Origin of the sequence: Paenibacillus taichungensis (genome assembly GCF_013359905.1) — a bacterium.
GTDB lineage: Bacteria > Bacillota > Bacilli > Paenibacillales > Paenibacillaceae > Paenibacillus > Paenibacillus taichungensis.
In genome coordinates, this window is record NZ_JABMCC010000111.1 from 339933 (window position 1) to 355343 (window position 15411).

General features: G+C 47.9%; 15 protein-coding genes and 1 pseudogene. 11 read left to right on the plus strand and 5 right to left on the minus strand.

What is annotated here, in order from left to right; translation table 11 throughout:
• Window positions 1–21 precede the first annotated feature (21 nt).
• The 4 genes from HP548_RS15825 to HP548_RS15840 all read right to left on the minus strand — a co-directional run bounded on the left by HP548_RS15825 (window position 22) and on the right by HP548_RS15840 (window position 3470).
• Window positions 22–711: an aspartate/glutamate racemase family protein gene (locus HP548_RS15825; RefSeq protein WP_175382183.1), complete on the minus strand. Its 690-nt coding sequence runs from the start codon at window positions 709–711 to the stop codon at window positions 22–24.
• Between the two features lie 205 nt (window positions 712–916).
• Complete coding sequence (locus HP548_RS15830) at window positions 917–1084, minus strand: hypothetical protein (protein WP_161490662.1); 168 nt, start codon at window positions 1082–1084, stop codon at window positions 917–919.
• 544 nt (window positions 1085–1628) lie between these two features.
• Window positions 1629–2450, minus strand: coding sequence for a zinc ribbon domain-containing protein (locus HP548_RS15835; RefSeq protein WP_343054854.1), 822 nt, complete (start codon window positions 2448–2450; stop codon window positions 1629–1631).
• Between the two features lie 69 nt (window positions 2451–2519).
• Window positions 2520–3470: a helix-turn-helix transcriptional regulator gene (locus HP548_RS15840; RefSeq protein WP_175382185.1), complete on the minus strand. Its 951-nt coding sequence runs from the start codon at window positions 3468–3470 to the stop codon at window positions 2520–2522.
• Window positions 3471–3553: 83 nt separating this feature from the next.
• On the opposite strand from HP548_RS15840, the gene HP548_RS15845 reads away from it, so the two are divergent.
• The 5 genes and pseudogenes from HP548_RS15845 to HP548_RS15865 all read left to right on the plus strand — a co-directional run bounded on the left by HP548_RS15845 (window position 3554) and on the right by HP548_RS15865 (window position 7101).
• Complete coding sequence (locus tag HP548_RS15845) at window positions 3554–4249, plus strand: response regulator transcription factor (protein WP_076290482.1); 696 nt, start codon at window positions 3554–3556, stop codon at window positions 4247–4249.
• Window positions 4242–5330, plus strand: coding sequence for a HAMP domain-containing sensor histidine kinase (locus tag HP548_RS15850; RefSeq protein ID WP_099858745.1), 1089 nt, complete (start codon window positions 4242–4244; stop codon window positions 5328–5330). Before HP548_RS15845 ends, HP548_RS15850 begins: the two co-directional genes overlap by 8 nt.
• 431 nt (window positions 5331–5761) lie before the next feature.
• Window positions 5762–6089, plus strand: a pseudogene (locus tag HP548_RS34125) (M15 family metallopeptidase); the annotation flags it as partial.
• Window positions 6090–6320: 231 nt separating this feature from the next.
• Window positions 6321–6872: a VanZ family protein gene (locus HP548_RS15860; RefSeq protein WP_175382186.1), complete on the plus strand. Its 552-nt coding sequence runs from the start codon at window positions 6321–6323 to the stop codon at window positions 6870–6872.
• A gap of 13 nt (window positions 6873–6885) precedes the next feature.
• Entirely contained in the window at window positions 6886–7101 is a 216-nt protein-coding gene (locus HP548_RS15865) for a hypothetical protein (RefSeq protein WP_175382187.1), read from the plus strand.
• Window positions 7102–7226: 125 nt separating this feature from the next.
• Here the strand turns inward: HP548_RS15865 and acnA are convergent, their stop codons facing one another.
• Window positions 7227–9941, minus strand: a complete 2715-nt coding sequence (gene acnA, locus HP548_RS15870) for an aconitate hydratase AcnA (RefSeq protein WP_076290477.1) — start codon at window positions 9939–9941, stop codon at window positions 7227–7229.
• 360 nt (window positions 9942–10301) lie between these two features.
• On the opposite strand from acnA, the gene HP548_RS15875 reads away from it, so the two are divergent.
• The 6 genes from HP548_RS15875 to HP548_RS15900 all read left to right on the plus strand — a co-directional run bounded on the left by HP548_RS15875 (window position 10302) and on the right by HP548_RS15900 (window position 15355).
• Complete coding sequence (locus tag HP548_RS15875; protein ID WP_175382188.1) at window positions 10302–11321, plus strand: amidase domain-containing protein; 1020 nt, start codon at window positions 10302–10304, stop codon at window positions 11319–11321.
• Between the two features lie 135 nt (window positions 11322–11456).
• Complete coding sequence (locus HP548_RS15880; protein ID WP_076290475.1) at window positions 11457–12557, plus strand: D-alanine--D-alanine ligase; 1101 nt, start codon at window positions 11457–11459, stop codon at window positions 12555–12557.
• A gap of 31 nt (window positions 12558–12588) precedes the next feature.
• Window positions 12589–12912: a hypothetical protein gene (locus tag HP548_RS15885; protein WP_053779624.1), complete on the plus strand. Its 324-nt coding sequence runs from the start codon at window positions 12589–12591 to the stop codon at window positions 12910–12912.
• Window positions 12913–13066: 154 nt separating this feature from the next.
• Window positions 13067–14068, plus strand: coding sequence for a UV DNA damage repair endonuclease UvsE (uvsE, locus tag HP548_RS15890; protein WP_099858743.1), 1002 nt, complete (start codon window positions 13067–13069; stop codon window positions 14066–14068).
• Window positions 14069–14175: 107 nt separating this feature from the next.
• Window positions 14176–15039 carry an inositol monophosphatase family protein gene (locus HP548_RS15895; protein WP_217504726.1) on the plus strand — a complete coding sequence of 288 codons (864 nt, stop codon included), beginning with the start codon at window positions 14176–14178 and terminating at the stop codon, window positions 15037–15039.
• A 25-nt stretch (window positions 15040–15064) separates the two neighbouring features.
• The gene (locus tag HP548_RS15900) at window positions 15065–15355 is read left to right on the plus strand and encodes a hypothetical protein (protein ID WP_113052211.1); all 291 of its coding nucleotides are present in this window, start codon (window positions 15065–15067) and stop codon (window positions 15353–15355) included.
• Window positions 15356–15411 lie beyond the last annotated feature (56 nt).

A 15411-nucleotide genomic window follows, 5' to 3' on the forward strand; every position in this document is an offset into this window, starting at 1 on the left:
TTTGCTTCATGAGTTCAACACTCAACACTGCTTCAAGCTCAACTTCTTCTCCAAATACGCCGCAAGCGATGCCAGCGGGCTATAGATCGCCATGCCTGTATCTGATTTGACCCGTGCTGCTGTGGGAGCCATCGACAATTGAGCGGCTACGACAGTGCTATCTGGATACTGCTCAGCAAGTTGCTGTAATCCGGTGCTCACCGCTGCAAGATAACCTTCCTTATCGCCTCGCATAATTAACTCGAATGTGCCCGGGATCAGTACTGCTTCAGTCTCTACGGTCACGGCCTCGTGTCGCTGCCCATCCGCATCCTCTTGCTGCAAAGCCAGATTCACCCGCGCCATCGTTCCTTCAATCGTTGCGGGGTTGGTAAACGCTAGGATGTACTTGCCAGGATTCTGCTGCATTTCCTGAAGTAATGGATCATCAATTCCAATCACGGGCACGGGAACATGCTGTGCCTCCTGCTCAAGTACGGCCGCAAACAGAGTACAGGTGACGAGGATGGCATCTGCATGACAATGTGCGATCCATTGCAGCGTCTGTGATACTTTCTCATGTGTAACTGCCTCGGTGAAATCCGCATCATGTTTGAGGCGATCCAGACCCGGATCGACATAATGTACAAGTTCAACCTCATAAGGAGCGAGAGTTTCTTCAATTAGTGCAATATTGGAATAGTGAGCGTGAAAACAGCCAATGGTCATCATCATACTTGCCCCCTGAAATGGATTATCTCTCATATAAGTTCCGCAGATATTTAACCCATTATAGGGATGTGACAATAGACTGTACATATTTAAAATACGGAGGTAGCAACATTTATCGTGAAAACGCGAATAACCGTTCATCCACAACTTCGCAGAGGAACGGTGCAAACCACGTAAGCGATTCTCAATTCGCACGTCATTTCATTTATCGCATAGAAGGGGCAGCATTCTTTTTAGCCATTTTTTGTTGCAAAATTTCATGAAAGGATAGACCTTGAGTGTTCTCATTCTCCTTTTTGGGAGCAGTGGTCGCCGTGTTGCGCGGATATTGATGGTGGTACGGGATCATTTGCTGAATAGGCATGCGGATCATCTTGGTTCCTCCTTTAATGCATTTTTGAATATGCATATGTGATTATTAATAGGTTATGTATTCCGACGGGTTATCGTCTCTGTTACGCAAATAGGTATATGTGACTTGTTAGACGAATCAAGCAACTTTAAGGTGTAATTCCAATTGGATTGTAGTGATTTTACCCCGTATTCAGGAGATGTAAACGTTTTTAAGTAAATTCAGGAGAAAAGGACCGCATATGTGAGGTTTCGTATGGGAGGATAGAAGCGGTTGTTAAGTGAATAGACCCAGTTTTGGGAATGCCAATTGTGTCGAAATTAAGACATATTGTCTGGTTGTATAGGTACGGCGCAAGCTAGCTAACTTGGTACCATGGTCGGTTGTCGGGTGCATATTAGGGCATTTTTCGATGGATAGACAAAGGTGAAACGCCAAAAAGCCGTCAGGAAAACCTGACAGCCTAACAGCATTTTGTATAAATCCGTGAGCATTATTCCATTGCTGAGATATAGATCGAAACGGTCCAATTGGAATTAAGAAATGACCATAATCACTTTTTTTCTTATTTTTCTTGGCGAACAGCGATATACAAGTCCACTTGTACGTTCTCAGGATCGAGGCTTCGTTCATCATACAATTCGAAATCTCCGGTAAACGTGCGCTCCCCCTGATTGTTCCAGGCCCACACCGCACCCCAGGCCTCACCTACAACCTCGCCCATCGGGCCCTTTCTGGAGGTGAACACCGCATATGTTGCAGGCGGCAGGTCAACGGAACTCACTCCCTCAGGCAACGCTTCATCCAGACCCACCTCATGACCCACCAGTATGGTGTATTCTCCATTTATGCCATCTGTATAATTAGCGTAACAGCCATAGCGGTTCGCTTCAGGGGCAGGCTGATGATCTGAGGCGAAGTAGCTGTTCCAGAGTCCCTGAATACAGCCTTTGCCACTCATCTCAATGGCATTGGTTGTTCTGGCGGACACACCTGCAAGGCGCTTTCCTGGCAATGTGACGTACCGAATGGGCTTTGTGGAAAGTCGATTGTCACGAGTTTCTTGATTAAATTCAACGGACTCATCCGAATTTTCTGCCCCAAATGTCACGTTCCGTTCTGAGCCGGAGGCATTCCATCTTTTCAAAAAAGGAAGCTGGTTACGTAGCATCGCCCTTGCTGATTCCTCGTCCATACCTTCCTGATTCAAGATGGCAGTGCACATTTCAATCATGCCCTCCAGCGTAATATCGGGCTGCTCGAACTTGCCTTCTTTATAACAATAGATACAGTATTCGCGGGTTGTAGTACCATCCGTTTCTGTTCCGAATTGAGCAGGGGTAGTAAGTGGCATTCCGCAGCTTTGGCATACTGTGACGTTCATCATCAATTCCTCCTCGTTATGTACAACTTGAATATAGTAGAAGTATAACGTGAGGAACTGGACACCTGTCTGTCAGGTTAGGGGTGGGGCTTTATAATTTTGTACAATTTGTTCAGCAATTCTAAGAATCTCTTCCCGAATATGCAGAGGCTCCAGCACTTCGACATCCGCGCCAAATCCAAGAATGAACCCATACAACCAGTTGTCCTCCGGGAATGCGACTTGGCTCATATAATACCCCTCACCATCAGAAATGACGTTCTCTATGCCAAACCATTCCTCTGCGATGTGACGGATACGAGCATGGAATCTCAGGCTCAGGGCCACTTTATTATCTGGAGTTGCCCACTCTTGCTGCCAGGGCCTGTCCTGCAGGTTGATCGGCTTGCGTTCGAAGCTTCCTTGGGCAAGGACGACATCTCGCATGCGGACTAGCTTGAACATGCGGAAATTGTTGCGTTCGTGACAGAACGCATAGAGATACCAGGAATGCTTTTTGAGCACAAGGGTATGCGGATCGGTCGTTCTATGAGTTTGAGTACCTTCTGCACTACAATAGGTAAATGTAATGGGCCGCAGTTGATCCATGCCCTGTTCAATGAGTTGAAGTTTCATTTGCAGTTCTTCGGGATGGGTCCACATCGAATAATCTACAATAAAGCGGCTGGTATTGGCCTGGAAATCCTCATTTTTGGCTTCAGGCACGATACTGCTGAGTTTCTCCATTAACAGATCCCGTGCTACATTCGTATGGGAGGTGGAGACACTGCGCAGCGCAGTGACAATAGAGGCCAGATCCTTGTCGGTCAGTACGTTTCGATCAAGCCGGTAGCCCTCTGCCAGGCCAATACCACCGCTTGCGCCCTGATAGGTGACGACAGGAATACCTGCCTGGCCCAGCGTGTCTATATCTCGGTAGATAGTACGGATGGATACTTCAAACGTATCAGCCAGATCCTTTGCCTGTACCCGGCCACGATTGATTAACAGCACAACAATGGCTAATAAACGGTCGAGTTTCATATATTGGATTCCCTTCAATCATTTATAAGTTGGATTCAGATATGTTATATTGTTGAGCATCACATATAGGAGTGGAATAAGCAATGAAGCGTATTACGATTTTGATCGCAGATGATGAAGTTGAGATCGCTGATCTGGTTGCATTGCACTTGCAAAAAGAAGGTTATCACATCATCAAGGCATTTGATGGGAAAGCGGCGGTCCAAGCCGTTCAGACACAAGCAATAGATTTGGCCATCTTGGATATTATGATGCCTGGTATGGACGGATATGAGGTAACCCGCAAAATTCGGGAGCAGTATCACCTGCCTATCATTTTTCTAAGCGCCAAAACCTCGGATATGGACAAAATCACCGGGCTCGTGCTGGGCGCAGACGATTACATGACGAAACCATTTAACCCGATGGAGCTGGTTGCGCGGGTCAATTCCCAGCTGCGTCGTTCACTTCAATTCAGCCAGTCTGTACCGATTCAGCGCTCCATTCTGGAGAAAGGCGGGCTCATTATTTCGCCAGATCAACATAGTGTCACTCTTTATGGCAAGCCAGTAGAGTTAACACCGAAGGAGTTTGACATCCTGTATCTGCTCGCAAGTCATCCCAAACAGGTATTTAGTGCGGAGAGCATCTTTGAACAAGTGTGGGGAGAGGCTTATTATGAGAGCGGCAATACCGTAATGGTTCATATTCGGACCCTTCGCAAGAAACTGGGCGAAGATGTGGGCAAGAACAAGTTTATCAAAACGATCTGGGGTGTGGGGTACACGTTTAATGAATAAACGCAGAAGTTTTCGAACGACCATGATTCTGTTGCTTGGTTTAAGCATGTTGGCATCTGGTGCGATTACCTTTGGAGTATATAAAGTGATGCAATACTATTACACTGGTGTGCGTGCGGAAGATCAGTTAGCGGAATATCGTCACTTTATGAGAAGTATAGGAGATATTTACTTTTTCCTCATCTTGTTTATACCGCTTGCCATCCTGTTTTTCTTCTGGTTTACCAAGCCGTATGTTACCTACTTCAAAAATATCTCCACAGGTATCCGGCAACTCGCAAATGGTGATTTCCAGCACCGTGTGCAAATTTCGACGAAGGACGAGCTGGGCGCGATTGCTGAGGATATCAATCTGGCGAGCCTGAAACTGAGGGAAGCGGTAGAACGGGGAGATTTTGCGGAGAGCAGCAAGGACCAACTGGTTGTAAACTTGGCGCATGATTTACGTACGCCGCTAACATCAGTATTGGGTTATCTGGATCTGTTGATGAAGGATGATCAGCTGACGGAGGAGCAGGTCAGACACTTTACAGCGATTGCTTTTGCCAAATCCCAGCGTCTTGAGAAACTGATCGATGATTTGTTTGAGATTACACGGATGAATTATGGTATGTTGTCGATTGAAAAAAAGAAACTTGATCTTAGTGAACTGCTAAGGCAGATGAACGAAGAGCTGTACCCTGTTTTTGAAAAGAACCACCTGGTCACCCGACTGCATATCGATTCCGAGTTAACCATTTTCGGCGATGGTGAGGTGCTTGCCCGCGTGTTTGAGAACCTGTTGATCAATGCAGCGCGTCATGGTACAGATGGTCTTTATGTGGATATCCATGGGCACCGTGATGCAGGACAGGTTATCATTCAGGTCATGAACTATGGGGGACATATTCATCCGGATGATCTGCCTCATATTTTTGATATGTACTATACCGGAGATCGTGCACGGACACCTCAGGAAGGTGGAACAGGTCTGGGGCTATTTATCGCCAAAAATATTGTGGAGCAGCATGATGGGTCTATTTCGGTCCAAAGTGATATCGTACGAACCGTATTTGAAGTGCGGTTGCCAGCACTAGAATGAAGTAAAAGACTGAATTTAAGAAAAACTTTAGAATTGCCCTGCTTTTTTTTAACTAGTTTTCTCTATCCTTGAATGACGAGGTAAAGGAGGAGCATGGAATGAAAAAGTGGGGATTTTTGATATGTATCATTGTACTGGGATATATCTTTTCCAAGTCACCCGCCCTGTTTGAACAGAAGGAAGAGGCGAATCTGGAAGTTCAGGATACGGGTGAAATTCGTGCAGGCTATACCAAAACAATTCATGTGGATATGCAGAATCAAGTACATAAAGGGAATTTATTGCTCGTCAATTCGGAGTATCCCGTTCATGCGGAGGGGATTAGAACCGATATTGTCAATCTGGCTGAACAACATGAACTAATCCGGGGATACGGATTGCTGGATCAGAATATTATGTTGTCAAAGTACGTAGCGCAAGCGTTCCAGAAGATGGTTGAAGCTGCTGGGAAAGATGACGTACGATACTTCATTATTAGCAGTGGCTATCGGGACTTTACGAAACAGGAGCAACTGTATGAGGAAAAGGGATCGGACTATGCGCTTCCCGCGGGACATAGTGAACATAACCTGGGCTTGTCCATGGATATTGGCTCTACGCTGGCTGCTATGAGTGAAGCACCCGAAGGAGCCTGGCTTGAAAAGAATGCATGGAAATTCGGATTCATCTTGCGTTACCCGAAGGATAAAGTGGACATCACCGGCATCCAATTCGAACCATGGCATTTCCGCTATGTGGGATTGCCGCACAGCGCCATTATGTATCATAATCATCTGGTATTGGAGCAATATTTGGAGCTGCTGCAGCAGAAAAAGAGCATTTCCGCTGAAGTCGGGGGCGAGCATTATTTTATACGTTATTACGATGCATCCAAAGATGAGACCATTAATATACCTGAGCATGGTCAATATGAGATATCGGGAGACAACATGAAGGGAGTTGTCGTGACGGTGGAGGAATAAACAACAAGAAATACGTGGAGGTTCATATATGAAACCAAAAGAGTTCAACATGAAGGTGATCTGGGTCGCGGCATTGATCGTCTATCTGTATCTGCTAACCAAGCTGATATTATTCAAGGGACACACGGTGGATTGGAACATTGTGAGGGTTCAACTTATGGCGATCGCGCAGCAGCCGGATCTGATTCATACGCGAACTGTTAATCTGACGCCATTTCAGGAAATCTCGAGAGACTGGCATAGCCTGTCGTTACATCGTCCAGGTACCGCAATTCATTTGTTAGGCAATGTCATGGCCTTTATCCCACTGGGTATTTTCATTCCAGTGCTGATGGGGAACAAGCTGTTGTCAGGGGCCAAAGTACTCGTACTTTCCTTGCTCTTAAGTTTTGTTTTTGAAGCGACACAGCTATTGACGGGCATGGGCATATTCGACGTGGATGATCTTATGTTGAACACTGTTGGTGGAATGGTTGGTTATGTCCTATATACCATGCTTATCGGTCTGAAACGTATGATTGTGGGAGGAACAGCAAGCACTGCGAAAAAAGAGTATAATTCCAATCAGAGTCGGGTGTAAGGAGGGAAAGTATTTGATGATTTTCTTGGTTGTTCTAATGATTGGCACAGGAATGGTGTTTATCGTTCGTCCACGTTATGTTACTCATTCTTCGTCAGAGGATGGAACCAACAACAATCAAATTACCTTCAGATGGATTGGGTACACACTGATCATAATGTCCTGTCTGTTTGTGGTCATGGCCATACTGCAATCCCTGGATCAAGCATCTCATTACATTGGACATTAAAAGAAAGTGTAGCGGCGTTACATAGCCTTTGGTATATTAATAAAAAAAAAGCTCCCCGTCACCGTGCAGAGCGCACGTGGCGGGGAGCTTTCTGTATAACTTAATTGCATTAAATATCAATGCGATTAAGATTTTTTCATCATTTGACGCAATACGGTTTGCAGGATACCACCGTTATGGTAGTAGTCCACATCAACCATGCTGTCCAGACGAGCGATAACAGGGAAGTCGAACTTGGTGCCGTCCTCACGAGTTACGGTAACCGTCAGTTCTTGTCCTGGTTTTACATCATTGCTCAGACCTGTGATGTCATACGTTTCACGACCGTTCAGACCGAGGCTGGACCAGCCATGACCTTCCTGGAATTGCAATGGCATTACGCCCATGCCGACCAGGTTACTGCGGTGAATACGCTCGAAGCTTTCTGCGATAACGGCTTTGACGCCAAGCAGGAATGTTCCTTTTGCCGCCCAGTCACGCGAGCTTCCTGTACCATACTCTTTACCAGCGATAACGATCAGGTTCTGTCCTTCATCCTGATACTTCATGGAAGCATCGTAGATGGACATTTCTTCGTCTGTTGGCAGGTATTTCGTAATACCACCCTCAGTACCTGGAGCCACTTGGTTACGAATACGAATGTTTGCAAACGTACCACGCATCATAACTTCATGGTTACCACGACGGGAGCCGTAAGAGTTGAAGTCTTTGCGTTCTACGCCATGTTCTTTCAGGTACAGTCCAGCTGGACTGGATGGTGCGATATTACCCGCTGGCGAGATGTGATCCGTTGTTACGGAGTCAGCAAGCAATGCCATAACACGTGCGGAACGAATATCTGCGATATCAGTCAACTTGTCGCCAAGCTCCTGGAAGAATGGTGGATTCTGAATGTACGTGGAGTTTGGATCCCACTCATACAATTCGCCTTCCGGTACAGGAATCGTATTCCAACGTTCGTTAGCTGTAAATACGTTCTCGTATTTGTTGCGGAACATCTGTGCATTCAGCGAGCTAGCGATGGTATCCTTGATTTCCTCGGAGCTAGGCCAGAGGTCTTTCAGGAATACAGGTTCGTTGTTGGTATCATAACCGATTGGATCGGTTGCAAAATCAATATTAACGGTACCCGCCAGAGCATACGCCACAACGAGTGGCGGAGAAGCCAGATAGTTGGCTTTGACCTGCGCGTGCACACGACCTTCAAAGTTACGGTTACCGGACAATACAGCCGCTACGGTCATATCATTCTCGGCGATTGCTTCGCTTACCTCGTCTGGCAGTGGGCCAGAGTTACCGATGCAAGTTGCGCAACCATACCCGGCAACGTTGAATCCGAGTTTGTCGAGATATTCAATCAGACCTGCTTTTTCCAGATACTCGGTAACAACGAGGGAACCTGGAGTCAAGCTGCTTTTCACGTAGCCAGGTTTAGTCAGACCACGTTCAACAGCTTTTTTCGCAAGCAGACCCGCTCCGACCATAACGCTAGGGTTGGATGTGTTAGTGCAGCTAGTGATTGCCGCGATAACGACAGCACCAGCACTCAGTTCGCTAGTTGAACCGTTAGGGTGTTTCACAGGCACTTTCTCAGCGATTTTCTCGTCGCTCAGACCATATCCACCTTTGTCGATCGGCGTGCGGATAATGCTATTGAATCCTTCTTTCATTTGAGTCAGCTCGATGCGATCCTGTGGACGTTTTGGTCCGGCAAGACTTGGAACAACGGATGCCAGATCCAGTTCGATCACGTCTGTAAACTCAGGATCAACCGTATCCGCAGTACGGAACATGTTTTGAGCTTTGTAATAAGCTTCAACCAGATCCACCTGTTCGTCGGTACGGCCGGTATTACGCATATAGTTCAGTGTTTCACTATCAACAGGGAAGAAACCAATTGTTGCGCCGTACTCTGGAGCCATGTTGGCTACCGTTGCGCGGTCAGCCAGGCTGATGTTGCCAAGACCCGGTCCGTAGAACTCGACAAATTTACCGACAACGCCTTTTTTACGCAGCATTTGGGTAACTGTGAGTGCCAGATCCGTTGCCGTTGCGCCTTCGCTCAGGCTGCCTGTCAATTTGAAACCGATAACGTCCGGTGTAACAAAATAAAGCGGTTGGCCCAGCATACCTGCTTCAGCCTCGATCCCGCCAACACCCCAACCAACAACGCCGAGTCCGTTGATCATGGTGGTGTGGGAGTCCGTTCCTACGAGGGAATCCGGGAATACAACAGTTTCGCCATCAATGGTTTTGGTTGCAGCCACGGAAGCCAGGTACTCCAGGTTAACTTGGTGAACAATCCCTGTGGATGGTGGAACTGCACGGAAGTTATTGAATGCCGTTTGTGCCCAGCGCAAGAAACGGTAACGCTCTTCGTTACGCTCGAACTCAACCTTGATGTTGTAGTCGAGTGCATCGTTCGTTCCGAATGCATCAACCATAACGGAGTGGTCGATAACGAGATCGACAGGTACGAGTGGGTTGATCTGTTTTGGATCGCCGCCTGCTTTTTTCACGGTATCGCGCATTGCAGCAAGGTCAACGACCACGGGTACACCGGTGAAATCCTGCAGAACGATACGTGCAGGAATAAATGGAATTTCTTTGTTATTGTCACGGCCTTCTGCCCAGCCGGTCAGTTGTTTTACATGTTCTTCAGTAATAGCACGTCCGTCGAATTGACGAATAGCTGCTTCGAGCAGCACTTTAATGGAGAAAGGAAGCTTGGAAAGGTCGCCGTAGCCGCCTTCCTGAAGAGCATCTAAACTGTAGTAGCGATAAGACTTGCCTCCGACCTCAAGACTGCGGGCCGCGGAGAAATGATTCTTGGCTGACATACATGTACCTCCTTAAAATGTGTCGGTGAGATGAAGAAAACGTTCATTTAGGTGAAGAACAGGCCTTCATCGTTCCGTGTCCTTGTTCGATGGTTTCATTAGGTGAAACGTAATTTCATAATCGTAACTTTAGTTTTAAGTATAACGTTTTCAGCTCCGTACGTAAAGGGCTTTTTGCCTGTCCAGCCAAGCTATTGAGAGATTGAATGCGTTCTCAATTAATGGGAACGGACGCGATCTCTTCCGTACGCATTATCCCCCATAATAAGGCTTCAAAACAGAACCAGACACATACAACCGAAATTCTCTCATATAAATAAAAAAGAGTTTTCATGCAATGGATCATTCCGGACAGAACTCATGCCAAAGGGGGACACAGGCTTGGAACGCGAATGGAAGAGCGCCTTATATACCTACGTGAACCAGTATAATCGCTGTGAGATCGACTACCGCCCACAGACAAGCGAACGGATTGTCACCGATCCGGAATTTGTGATGGAACGGGGAGAGCGGATGGCCAGACTGGACCAATGGTACCGCAAGCGGCGGGCCGTGCCTCTTCGCAGTGAGACCAGCGCCAAGCTTGTGCGGACACTTATGGATGGGGCAGATGAATCGATTGTCGATGTACAATTGTACAGCAGGCTGTTCTATGAGAAGAATGGTTTGACCCATCGGGAAGACCGGATTGAACGGGAACGCCTGACCTTTCTTAGGCAAGGTGGAGTTTGGACCATTGCACGTGTAGAACGTGAAGTGCCGGAGCGTCGTCCGGTAGGAGAGGGCCGTCCTTTTCAACAAGCCGATTTTGTACAGGCGATGAATCGGCCGCTGCTTAACCGAGAAGTATTGGGACAGGGGAGGAGATCGAGGCAGCAGCTGTACCGCAGAGATCTGGCTGTCGCCTACGCGGACCGGTGGTGGAATTCGGGAAACCCGGCATTTGAGGAATTCGAAGTAGATTGCACCAATTATGTGTCCCAATGTCTCTTTGCAGGGGAAGCACCCATCCACTATACTGGTAAAAGAGAAGCAGGATGGTGGTACAAAGGCTATGTAAATGGCTCTGAAATGTGGAGTTACAGTTGGGCCGTGTCCAATAGTTTGGAACGTTATTTATCCGGCAGCAGCTGGGGATTGTCAGCAACCGAAGTGGATCGTCCAGAGCAGTTAATGCTGGGAGATGTAATCCTTTACGACTGGGACGGGGACGGCAGGTTTCAGCACAGTACCGTTGTGACCGCTTTTGATGCGGGAGGTATGCCGCTTGTGAACGCACATACAGTCAGCAGTCGCCACCGTTTTTGGGATTACCGGGATTCTTACGCTTGGAACGAGCGGACGGTGTACCGGCTTTTTCACATTGCAGATGAGTTTTGATGGTCAAAGATTTTACGGGATTCGGTGACGTGGACATCCGGTTCCGTGTAAAATAAGTCTAGATAACAGAATAAAAAGTGGTGCTGAACATGACAGACATGGCAGTATCATTGCACAGATAATCGGAGGTTACGCATGAGTATGGATAAATTAACAGTAGGCGTCGTTTACGGCGGAAAGTCAGGCGAGCATGAGGTGTCGCTGCAAACGGCGTTTGCTGTAACGAACGCATTTGATTATGAGAAGTATGAACTGGTTCCGTTTTATATCTCCAAGCAGGGTACGTGGAAAAAAGGATCCGTCATGCACGCGCCATTCGCGCAGATTGAAGATTTGAAGCTGGAGCAGGCAGCGGGCGGAACTCAGGAAGCGCTGAACGCGCTGTTCGGCCGTTTATATGGCGGAGAAGAGGCGATGGACGTCATGTTCCCACTGCTGCACGGTACGTTTGGTGAGGATGGCACGATTCAAGGGATGTTCGAGATGGCGGATATGCCTTATGTTGGCGCAGGTGTACTCGCTTCGGCAGGCGGCATGGACAAAGTGGTCATGAAGAAACTGTTCGCGCAGGCCGGAATCGACCAATGTGCCTTTACGTATTTTAACGCAACTCAATGGAAGCAGACCGAACATGAAATGATCTTGCAGGTGGAAGATCAACTGGGCTATCCGTGTTTCATTAAACCGGCCAATCTCGGTTCCAGCGTAGGGATCTCGAAGGCGCGTAACCGGGATGAACTGAAGAAAGCCGTTGAGTTCGCTCTCCGATACGATACAAAGGTAGTCATTGAGGAGTTTGTAGAGGCACGAGAAGTTGAAGTCAGTGTGCTCGGTAATGACGAACCGATGGCTTCCGTACCAGGAGAAATCGTATCTTCCGGTGAATATTATGACTATGCAGCCAAATACATCGATGGTCAGTCTCAGATGCTGATCCCTGCTCCGCTAGACCCGGAAGCCGCAGATCGCATCCGCGAGGCCGCATTGCAGGCATTCCGTGCGATTGAAGGCAATGGTATTTCCCGTGCAGACTTCTTCATTCGCAAATCGGATGGGGCATTGCTTATTAATGAAGTAAACACCATGCCTGGTTTCACACCATACAGCATGTACCCGCTCTTGTGGCGTGAGACGGGCGTATCGTATGCCGAACTGCTGGATCGTATGATTGAGCTGGCTTTGGAACGCTACAACCGCAAGCAGGCGCTGAACTACGAGAACGGCGTACACGCGTAGCCTAAGGACGACATTATAAGGAGGGGTATGAATGGGATTTCAGACCGAATTCAATTCCGTGTGCAAGTTCAAGAATGAACAAGAGCTGTTCGAATTGCTTGAGTACGGCCGTGGCAAAATGGTCAAACAAGGTTTTCGCGTATTTCCTACCGGACAGAAAGTCATTGCTTACACACCGGATAACGTGGCCGTAGCCATCGTAAAAATCGTAGTCTCCATTGCTGAGATTAACTTCCAGGGTCAAGAAGTGACCGAAGTGGAGATGCAATTGATCCGTAAACTGAACGAGGAAGAATCACGCATTCAGACTGCTCTCGCGGACGAGATGTTCTTTGGTGAACAGGCTCAGGGGTAGTTTGTTACATGTGTACCCGAACGAATGGACAGATTTGTCCAAACACGATTATGGTCACTCTTTTAGGGTAAAACTTGGTTATATAAAGTGAAGGGAAGACTGCCGGCTTCATATGCCGGGAAGGAATCCCGCCCTAATAGAGAGGAAGAAATTCATGCTCGTACGTTTTGGCTATGTGGCAATGTCTGTGCTTGTGGAGAATGCTTCACCTTCCCGGACGATGACTATGTCCAGCTTTAAGAAAATTGATGATAGGGAAGCGGCAATTCGCAAGCTTGAACGGATTGCGGCCGAGAATTTGCATAATACATTACGTTTGCTCAGACACAACAAAGGAAGCCATATTCATGTATATCGTTTCTCTTCCAAATTAATTCCGCTGGCAACGCATGAGGATCTCAGTGATTGGGACCCGTTTCCCGCACTTAAGCAGGATTTTGCCGCGATTGGCGATTTTGTGAAGGAGAACGAGATGCGTGTGTCTTTCCACCCGGATCATTTTACGGTCCTCAGTACGCCTCGGGAGGAAGTGCTGCGGAACTCCATGCGCGACCTTCGTCATCATGTACGTATGCTGGATGCCATGGGGCTGAATGCTACTGCCAAGAACAATATACATATTGGTGGTGCATACGGGGACAAGCCTAGTGCAGCGCTACGTTTTGAAGAAAATTTTCTAAAGCTGGATCGGGATATTCAGGAACGGCTGACGCTCGAAAATGATGACAAAACGTTCAATGCTCCCGAGACCCTTGCGGTATGTCAACGTATGGGGCTGCCCATGGTGCTGGATATCCACCATCAATGGGTGAACAATGAAGGCGAACAGCCATGGGATCTTTGGCCGGATATATTGAAGACATGGGAGTCCCCGCTTGCTCAAGCGGATTCACCGGCAGACAAGCCGTTACCGCCCAAAATTCACGTCTCCAGTCCAAAGAGTGAGAAGGACCTGCGAGGACATGCGGATGGGGTTGAGGTGGAACCATTGCTCGCTTTTTTACGTCATATTGCAGCAGATACGCCTGCCCTTGATGTGATGATTGAGGCCAAACGCAAGGATGAAGCTCTGGTGCAGTTGATGCAGAAACTAGCATTCTATCACGAAGAGGGTGTGGAGTGGGTGGACGAGTCAACGGTTATCATTCATCCGTAGCGCCAAAAGGGGCCTGGGCAACGAGAAACTTTACGACCCTCGGGGCGTATACTTTTAACAAGTATTTTAATTTTTCGTAGATTGATATAGAAAGTAGAGTGAACGCTTTGAATGAGAAGGAAAAAACACCTTATGTCGTGACAAGCAAAAGCTATACTGCCGTCGCCATTAATGCAGCTTCCAAAGCTGGAGAGTGGATCAAGAGTCGTCTCGGTACTGTGGGGGAGCCCGGAACCAAGTATTCGCCGCAGGATCTCGTTACTGAAGTCGATAAAGGTGCGGAACAGATGATCCGCCGCCTGATTCTGACGCATTTTCCCCATCATGCCATTCTGGGTGAAGAAGGCGTGGAACCGGGACCGGAAGCATCAGCGAAGGCACTGAAAGAAGCTGAGGAAGAAGAGTTTCTCTGGATTGTGGACCCGGTGGACGGAACGACGAACTTTGTACATGGTTTTCCGTTCTACTCCGTATCCATTGCCTTGGCCCATAACGGTGAGGTGATTGTGGGGGTAATCTACGATCCTTCCCGTGACGAGATGTTTGTTGCGGAAAAAGGAAAAGGCGCTTACGTGCACGGAAACCGGATGCTTGTATCGGGTGAACAGGAACTGGCACAGAGCCTGATCGCGGTTGGTTTCCCAGCGGATACAACCTACGCGTTGCCGATCAATATGGCCGCTGTTCAGGCGCTTGCACCGCAAGTACGCAGTCTGCGTGCGGGTGGTTCTGCTGCCCTGCATTTGGCATATGTTGCAGCGGGGCGCCTCAGCGCTTATACCGAAGTTGGTTTGAAGCCATGGGATATCGCCGCAGGTGCACTGCTGGTTGAGGAATCCGGCGGCAAGGTTACCGATACCGTGGGAACGCCTTACCAACTGTCCGTGAGTCATGTGGTTGCCAGCAATGGCAAGATTCATGATGCACTAACAGATGTGCTGAAGGAAGCAAACGCAACAGGTTTGGAGTAAAAATTTACTGAAGGAGCGAACAACAATGGATGAATCCAAAGAACTGGAACGACGTTTGAGTGATATGCTGACTGAAGGGGACATGGAGGAGTCCGGCGATGCTGACAAACGTGAACGTCAGCTGATTCCTCCCAAGTACGAGGTGCGCATCCAGACAGAACGGGACCCGATTGTTGAAGAAACGTTGAAGTACCGGGACATGGCACGTGAGGTGGACGATCGCTACGATCGATACCTAGAACGTTCTGCCGGGAACAAACCGGATACCGACCCGAATGGTTCTGATTCTGGAGACGCGAATAAATCAAAGTCTTAACGAGTGGACATCTTGCTTATACTCAACGGATAACAGACTTACCTAATTAGGGGAGT